Source organism: Enterobacter cloacae complex sp. IR5418 (assembly GCF_049238105.1).
GTDB classification, from domain to species: domain Bacteria; phylum Pseudomonadota; class Gammaproteobacteria; order Enterobacterales; family Enterobacteriaceae; genus Enterobacter; species Enterobacter hormaechei.
Genome location: NZ_JBMKHS010000037.1, coordinates 23008 through 29884 on the forward strand (window position 1 = coordinate 23008; position 6877 = coordinate 29884).

The following is a 6877-nucleotide window of genomic DNA, read 5'->3' on the forward strand; positions in this document are numbered from 1 at the left end:
TACAACTCTGGGACGTCGTGTCGGATTGTACAATATATCCTGTGAATTCCGCAGTAAATTGTATACATATAACCACTTGAAAAATAAATGATTTTTAAAATATATTATAAAATATTTAAAAAATTGTACATTTTGAATGTACAGATTTGAAAATTATGTATACCTTAATTGTAACGTTACTGATTACGAAATTTTACAGGAGCGAAACATGCAGCAGAACGGTCACCTCGCAGACTCAGCAACCGCGATTGCGCAGTACTTCGAAAAAGCCGCGCTTCCTACCCAGCAGGAAACATTGGGTCAGGTTGTTGTTGAAATCCTTAGCGATGGGCGGAATCTGAATCGCAAATCGCTCTGCACAAAACTGTTAAGTCGCCTTGAAAAGGCCAATGGCCCAGAAGAGGAACATCATTATCACATGCTGCTTGGCCTGCTCTTCGAACGTTAATGTTATGAACAGCAGTGATGCAGACAGACTGATCGACCAGCTTATTGGAGAAGCCACTCTTTCACTTTTGAAGGAGCGCGGTCCTGTGACGACCGAGGGATTGATTCAGCGTCTGCGTAACATGCAAGCCTGTGAAACGGATCCCCAGCGGCGGGAGACATTAGCGAAGGTGATAGCTGAAATCAGCGCTGACACGATCGCTTTCAAAGGTCGCAGAACCGCACAGGGACGAATACAGAGAAAGGGATTTCTCAAAAATAACCGAGACAATGTAGTGCCGTTATTTGGAAATGGAAAACCGTCCGATCCCAAAAAGATACATTGACTACAACTTTACAGCTACGGTGAGAACAAATGAGACAAAATATTCAGCTTCAACCCGAATATCACTCCGCCTTTTTAGATAGCGCGTTGTCGGAGTATTTCCGTCACGCAGGCGATCGTTTTGCTGAAGAGTCTGCCATTTTTTCGACTGCGGTTCGTTGCGTACTTGCTTCCGAAGGTCATCTGACCAACAAAGCGATTATTCTCTGGCTCATCCAGACGCTGGAATCCACCGATGATGTCGTTAAGGCGGACGTGATCCGCAAGACGCTGGAAATTGTCGTCGGTTATACCATGGACGATCTTTAACGCCTCTCTCTTCGCATCTCTGCGGATAGCGTGTCATCGTCAATGGTGTTCAACAGACTGACGATGACACGCCCTCTCTTCCATAACACCCTGTCAGTCATGCACACTGAATGTGTTCTGCATAATTATTTTCCAGGTAATCGCGTAGCAGGTTCGGTCGGCTCTTTTTCGCCATCAGCCTTCTCAGCAGTACGATCAGCTCGTAATCGCTTCGCAGATTAAATTTCTGCATCATCATATATTTATGGGTAAAGACTGTTTTTTCGCTCATCTTCAACGCGTTCGCGGTCTGCACTACCGACAGCCCACGGTAAAAATTGACCATAATACGCATTTGTTGCCGGGATAACCCTTTATGCTGGCAGTCGAAACAGGTCTTTTTATTCCACGTGTAACCCGGTAATTGCGTCGCGTACCACGCGATAAACAATAAGCCGCTTATACGATCAAGCGATGCACGGCGCGGAATAAAAACGATGTCCTGATAGCAGGAGGACAGTGCCGAAAAGCGCTGCTCATCGTCGACGAGGCCTATCACAATCCCTTTTTGCCGGGCCAGTAATTCAGGAAAACAGGTCAGCGTTTCACCCTGACATAATGAAAGAACAATAATATCGGCCTGACTGACGTTCTCATTGGTCAGGCCCAGGTGAAATGTGATGGAGCGATGAAAGTTATGCTTAAAAAAATCCTCGAAAAAGTGCTGTAACCCAGCCTGAAAAAACAGATCCGTTTCCTGAATCAGAATATTTAACATAGTTCACACCAACGTCTTTAATAAAGGCTTATCAACGGTAATCAGTTGTACTGCATTGTCATTACCACAACAGCACTGATGCTTCCCGGCGTGGCGCCACCCGCTATCGATTTTACCGAGGCCTGCATCGCCATTGTCGCCGTTCTGTCCGCGGCAATGGTCTGGGTCATGCTGGAGCCTGTTCCTTTAAGCGCACCGGTTTGGGCATCACGCATGGCTATCGCCACGTGCGTGGCCGAACCGCTATTCATAAAATAGTCCGCGCCCGCCACGGGATCGGGGCTGCCGGTGAAAGAGACAGTCACACTCTGCGTTCCGGTTGGGCATTGGGTAAACAGCAGACTAAAAGGCACCGGATCCGATGTTGAGCCAGGCGTCGCCATATTGGTTGCCTGAATATTGCCCAGGTTGACATCGAGGCTATTACTCCCGCCATTAAATATGCACGGCGACGCCACGATATTTCCCGTCACTCCTATGCTGACGCTGTCAGCGGAAAAACCCTTCCCGCTGAATAAGGCAAGTAACAGCAGTATCCTGCATCTTATTTTCATCTTCTTACCTGCTACTGATAGGTCAAATTAAGGGTGGCGGAGGCATTCGCTGAACCTGACTCTACGCGAGACAACGTCTGGTAATAACGGGCCGTTAATGGCAATGTCTCTTGCCCCCCGGCGGACTGTCGCAAGAAAAGTCGGCTGTTCATCACCAGCGGCGCACCGTTATAGATAAGCTGCACCCCTACCCCTTTTGCGGTGCCGGCATTACCCTGCCCGGTTAAGGCCATCACGCTGGTATTGGCGCTGTCCGGATTCTGTATTCCACTGAGCGAGACCGAAATATTGGTTCCGGCAGCGCAGGTTAAGCCCAGGTTTTGCGTATTCTGTGCCCCCGTCGGCGTGCTGCCCACCACGGTGCCGAACGCCGAGGCGGGAATATCTCCGATCGGAAACGTAAGCTGTGCCGTATTTACCGTGCACGCCAGAGCATTGATGGTGCCGGAGGAGAGCTGCGTGGTCAGACCGTCACGGTAGAGACCGTCGCTTCCCTGAAGCGTCACGACGCCTATCACCCCCGGGGTTAACGCCCCCGATGACACCGGGCCAGTCACCACCAGCTCAATGCGTCCGCCGTACCAGTCCACATAGGAGGTCTGAGCGTTGTACGAGAACGTATTACTCGGGTTTTCAAAATAGTTGTTGGAAGAAAAGCGTATCCCTATCCCGCTGACGTTCGTGTTGTAGACATGGTTGCCGTAGCTGCTCAACGTGGCGCTGTTGTAGCGCATGCTGAATCCCAGCATCAGCGGATTAGTGCATCCGGTAAGATAAGAGCCTGTGGCTGACGCCGCGCCGGAAAATACCACCGTACCGACAGGCGCATCGCGCTGCACGTTGATGGTCCCCACGGACAGGGTGGAAAGCTGTGGGGTGATGGTGGTGCAGGTTCCGGCACGCGCCATACTTCCCGCCGCAAGCAAACAGAGCAGCAACATCGCGTTAAGATATTTCATGTTAGCGTTCCTGACGGCAGGTAGCGCGCATATCAGCGATCCCACCAAACGTTGAGTGTTTCGGCAGCGTGAAATCAGCGCGGCATTGCTGGCTGGATTGACTCCCCCATGTCGCGACTAACGTTCCCTGCTCGCGCATACCGGTTAAATAGACCTGACCGCGATCGCCGACAATAAAACTGCCGCTGTCATCACCCACAAGGGTGACCACCGCCCCAAACGGAACGGCGCGGTCGTTGTCGGTCAAGGTCATCAGCACCCGGCGTCCTGACTTCGGAAGATAATCGGCTCTCACCACCGCCCCCCGCGTCGGCGTTACCGTGCGGGTGTTGATCTCCAGCTCGACATCGTCCGGCATATTTTCCGGGTCGAGGGTGAGATCGTTTTTGCGGTAGACAGAAAGGTTGCTCACGACCGTATAACCGCGAAAATCTGTCCGTACACCGGGCTGATTGCGGATATCCACGCCGTGGGCGCCCGGCGCTTTGATTAAGACGTTGGTCTCCCCCAGCGGCTGAGAGAGCGTGATGCCATCAGCATGGGCGAGAATGCCGCCTTGCAGGCCATAATTCAGGCGTTCACTGTTTTTGTCATAGCCATATCCCGCCGTGACTTCGCCATAGGTGCCTCTGTAGTCCGCGTTAACGTTGCCGGTATAGCCCACACCCTCTGTGCCGTAACCCTGCTGCACGTTCCAGTTCAGGGCACGGTTCTCAAGCGCCACCCCGTTCAGGCCGATGTTATGCGTCGTCCCGTTATTTCTGCTGGCGTTCATGCCATAGTTAGCCCATGTCTGCGGCAAAAATTTATCCAGCGGAATGCTGACGTTGAGCGCCAGCAGTTGGTCGTGGTCTGCGTTTTTTTGGCTGTCGCGGGTCTCTGACCCCGAGCGGACATTTTTGCTGTAGGTCCATGTCAGGCCATAGCTGATGTTGTGCCAGTAGTTGCTATAGCCGACGCTCCACGAAGCCATCGACTTACCGTCATTCCAGTAATCTTCCCGCGCCGCACTGAGGGTGAGCGCACCCAGGTTGCCCCCCAGCGTCTGGCTCATCGTCAGCTCGGCACGGTTACGCCGCCTGTCCTGAAGCGCGCTGCTGTCGCCGTACGAATCGAGCACGTCCTGCATCCCGTAATAGCCGCGGGTCGAGTAGCGATACCCGGCAATCGAAAAGTTTGTCCCGGTATTGATAAAATTCTTGCTGTATCTGGCCCGCCACGACTGACCGCTTGTTTTCGCGGCATGCTCCGGCGTTGACCAGCCCTGAGTGACGTCAGCGGATATCGCCCCGAGATCGCCCATGTTTTTGCCCATCCCCAGGGCCGCCGACTGGTATTTATCTGCCCCCTGGACGCCGCCATAGAGCGTGATGCCGTGGCGGAAGCCGTAAATTCCGGTCAATTGCCCGAAAGGAGTTTTCTCCACGCTGCGGTTATAGGCGCGATACTGCCCGGCGGTAAGGGCATATTTCAGGCGCCCCTCCCGTTGCAGGACCGGCAACGAAGCGTACGGCAGGGTAAAATGTTGCTCGCTGCCATCGGCTTCGACGATCGTCACATCCAGATCGCCCGCACCGCCGGTGGGGTACATATCCGCGATCTCAAACGCGCCCGGCGCCACATAGCTTTGGTAGATTTGATAGCCATTCTGACGTACCACGACCTGCGCATTAGTACGCGCAATACCGCGGACCACCGGCGCATACCCTTTCAGGGAATCCGGCAGCATATCGTCGTCGGAGGCCAGCTGGACGCCGCGAAACGGCATGCTGTCAAAGACATCGGCAGGCGCGGAACTGTCCCCGAGGGTGAGCTGGGCTTGCAGGGGAATAATGGCGCGCTGCATCCAGGTGTAGACGTTGTCCCACTTATCCTGGCCGGACGCATCGCGGGACCAGGTGGTGTAGTTGCGTAGCCGCCAGGGGCCGACGTTGATCCCCGGCCGCAGGTTTGCATACTGGCTGTCGCTGCGGGAGCCCGCCCCGCTTCTCGCCCGGCTGTTCGCGCCGCTAAGGCTGTAGTTGAGCATGGCCGCGGTGATGCCTTCATCCCACATATCCGGCGGAACGTAACCTCTGGCTGGCAGGTCAATGGCCGCCTGTGGAATGCTGATCGCCAGACGCTGGGCGCCAAACTGGAAGTCTGCGCTGGCCTGTGGAATCGCCTTGAGATCTGCACATTCACCTTGCTCAGCGGCGAGCTGTGGGAAAAGCGCCGTTTTCACGCCCCACGCGTTTAACTGCCCGATACTCAGGCACGGCTGCAACGTTTCCCCGCCGTTAGCATCTTTCACTGCCATGAAACGAATATCACGTGTTTCCAGTAGCCGATCGTCAAGAATAATATCAACGTGGTATGTCCCGGGTGCCTGCGAGCCGGATTCAAAGGCAGATAAATCCGCTTTTCCCATTCCGGGGTTATCCAGCTCTACCAGTTCTGTATTAAAGGTCTCAGTGGCATACAGTGCGGGAGAGACACCAGCAAGCGCGAAGGCAATAAATATTGCCAGGGGCGCAGGCTGCATTGTATTAAATGCCGTTGTCATGACGAGCACCTGGTTAATGCAAGGAGATCACAAACTGGCCCGGTGTAATTCGCCGGGACTACCATAATCGTTAATAACTTTAAACGTCAGCGCATTGCCATTGGCCCCGTTCGGTAACGGAAAGCTAGCGGAGCCTGAAGGTATCACGTAGGTGACGTCGTTAAGTTTTTTATCCCCCAACGTGATTTCATTGAAATTAATCACGTACGGCGTTGGGTTATTTACCTGAAGGGTATTCCCGGCACGACGCCAGGTTAATTTGTTGGCCTGGTCCTCGGGGGTAGACGCACGCAGATTCTCTGGCCGATAAATAAGTTTGATGCGCGTTTTAACGGCAATTTGCAGCGAGTTCATCTGCTTCGAGGCTGACGGTATGGCTTTAATGTTCAGCCAGAATAAACTCTCCTGCCCCTGAGGCAGCGAACCTGTCATGACTATACGCTCAAGGTTTTTTTGCCCGCCATCCAGACGATACAGCGGAGGCGTAATAATAAAAGGCGCTTTACCCGATTGCTCATCCTTAACGTCAATCCACGACTGGATTAAATAAGGAACGTTATCAGGATTGGTAATACTTATTGACGCCTCTTTTTTAGCCCCATCAAAAATAATACGGGTGCCGCCAATAATCACGCCTGCACTGGCGGATGTTAACGTCAGCGGTAACAGCGCCATAACCAGGCCTGTTGTCATGATAAAACGCATTTTAATACCTCATAAAACAAGGGGCCGGGCGGCCCCCTGCTGATTACTGCAATGACTTAGTTGTATACCACGGAGAAGTTTGCGACCGAGTTAGCCGGGCCAGCGGTCACGGATGCCGCGGTGGAGATATACTGCGCGTAGAAGTTCAGCGTATTATCAGCCGTACTGCTGAGTGCATAGGTATAGCTGTTGCTGCCGTGCAGCGGCAGATCGGCTTTATCTGCCGTCATCAGGTTAATCGCCACCCCCGTGGCCGCCCCTGCCACGGAAGGGCTT

At 53.3% G+C, this 6877-nt stretch carries 9 protein-coding genes; 3 read left to right on the forward strand and 6 right to left on the reverse strand.

Features of this window, described 5'->3' with window-relative positions; translation table 11 throughout:
- Positions 1-208 precede the first annotated feature (208 nt).
- Genes ycgZ through ACOTX7_RS20470 form a run of 3 tightly spaced genes read left to right on the forward strand, consistent with a single transcriptional unit; the run spans position 209 to position 1081 of the window.
- A complete protein-coding gene (gene ycgZ / locus ACOTX7_RS20460; protein ID WP_017384632.1) occupies positions 209-448 on the forward strand; it encodes a regulatory protein YcgZ in 240 nt (79 codons plus the stop codon).
- A gap of 4 nt (positions 449-452) precedes the next feature.
- Positions 453-773, forward strand: a complete 321-nt coding sequence (locus ACOTX7_RS20465; RefSeq protein WP_205921022.1) for a hypothetical protein — start codon at positions 453-455, stop codon at positions 771-773.
- Between the two features lie 29 nt (positions 774-802).
- Positions 803-1081 (forward strand): biofilm/acid-resistance regulator YmgB/AriR, encoded by a 279-nt coding sequence (locus tag ACOTX7_RS20470; protein WP_003857748.1) that lies wholly within the window; start codon positions 803-805, stop codon positions 1079-1081.
- A 97-nt stretch (positions 1082-1178) separates the two neighbouring features.
- Here ACOTX7_RS20470 and ACOTX7_RS20475 read toward each other — a convergent pair whose 3' ends face one another.
- From ACOTX7_RS20475 to ACOTX7_RS20500, 6 genes are all read right to left on the reverse strand, one after another.
- Positions 1179-1838, reverse strand: a complete 660-nt coding sequence (locus ACOTX7_RS20475; protein ID WP_006809044.1) for a helix-turn-helix transcriptional regulator — start codon at positions 1836-1838, stop codon at positions 1179-1181.
- A 41-nt stretch (positions 1839-1879) separates the two neighbouring features.
- Complete coding sequence (locus tag ACOTX7_RS20480; protein WP_006809045.1) at positions 1880-2392, reverse strand: fimbrial protein; 513 nt, start codon at positions 2390-2392, stop codon at positions 1880-1882.
- Between the two features lie 11 nt (positions 2393-2403).
- Positions 2404-3351: a fimbrial protein gene (locus tag ACOTX7_RS20485; RefSeq protein ID WP_221813672.1), complete on the reverse strand. Its 948-nt coding sequence runs from the start codon at positions 3349-3351 to the stop codon at positions 2404-2406.
- Position 3352: 1 nt separating this feature from the next.
- A complete protein-coding gene (locus ACOTX7_RS20490) occupies positions 3353-5896 on the reverse strand; it encodes a fimbria/pilus outer membrane usher protein (RefSeq protein WP_221255863.1) in 2544 nt (847 codons plus the stop codon).
- Between the two features lie 27 nt (positions 5897-5923).
- Positions 5924-6601 carry a fimbrial biogenesis chaperone gene (locus ACOTX7_RS20495; RefSeq protein ID WP_221255862.1) on the reverse strand — a complete coding sequence of 226 codons (678 nt, stop codon included), beginning with the start codon at positions 6599-6601 and terminating at the stop codon, positions 5924-5926.
- A 56-nt stretch (positions 6602-6657) separates the two neighbouring features.
- The coding region (locus ACOTX7_RS20500; RefSeq protein WP_421626149.1) for a fimbrial protein at positions 6658-6877 on the reverse strand (220 nt) is incomplete at its 5' end.

Coding starts and splice junctions, on each gene's coding strand:
- ycgZ (WP_017384632.1), top strand. CDS start 209: ATGCAGCAGAACGGTCACCTCGCAGACTCAGCAACCGCGATTGCGCAG.
- ACOTX7_RS20465 (WP_205921022.1), top strand. CDS start 453: ATGAACAGCAGTGATGCAGACAGACTGATCGACCAGCTTATTGGAGAA.
- ACOTX7_RS20470 (WP_003857748.1), top strand. CDS start 803: ATGAGACAAAATATTCAGCTTCAACCCGAATATCACTCCGCCTTTTTA.
- ACOTX7_RS20475 (WP_006809044.1), bottom strand. CDS start 1,838: ATGTTAAATATTCTGATTCAGGAAACGGATCTGTTTTTTCAGGCTGGG.
- ACOTX7_RS20480 (WP_006809045.1), bottom strand. CDS start 2,392: ATGAAAATAAGATGCAGGATACTGCTGTTACTTGCCTTATTCAGCGGG.
- ACOTX7_RS20485 (WP_221813672.1), bottom strand. CDS start 3,351: ATGAAATATCTTAACGCGATGTTGCTGCTCTGTTTGCTTGCGGCGGGA.
- ACOTX7_RS20490 (WP_221255863.1), bottom strand. CDS start 5,896: ATGACAACGGCATTTAATACAATGCAGCCTGCGCCCCTGGCAATATTT.
- ACOTX7_RS20495 (WP_221255862.1), bottom strand. CDS start 6,601: ATGCGTTTTATCATGACAACAGGCCTGGTTATGGCGCTGTTACCGCTG.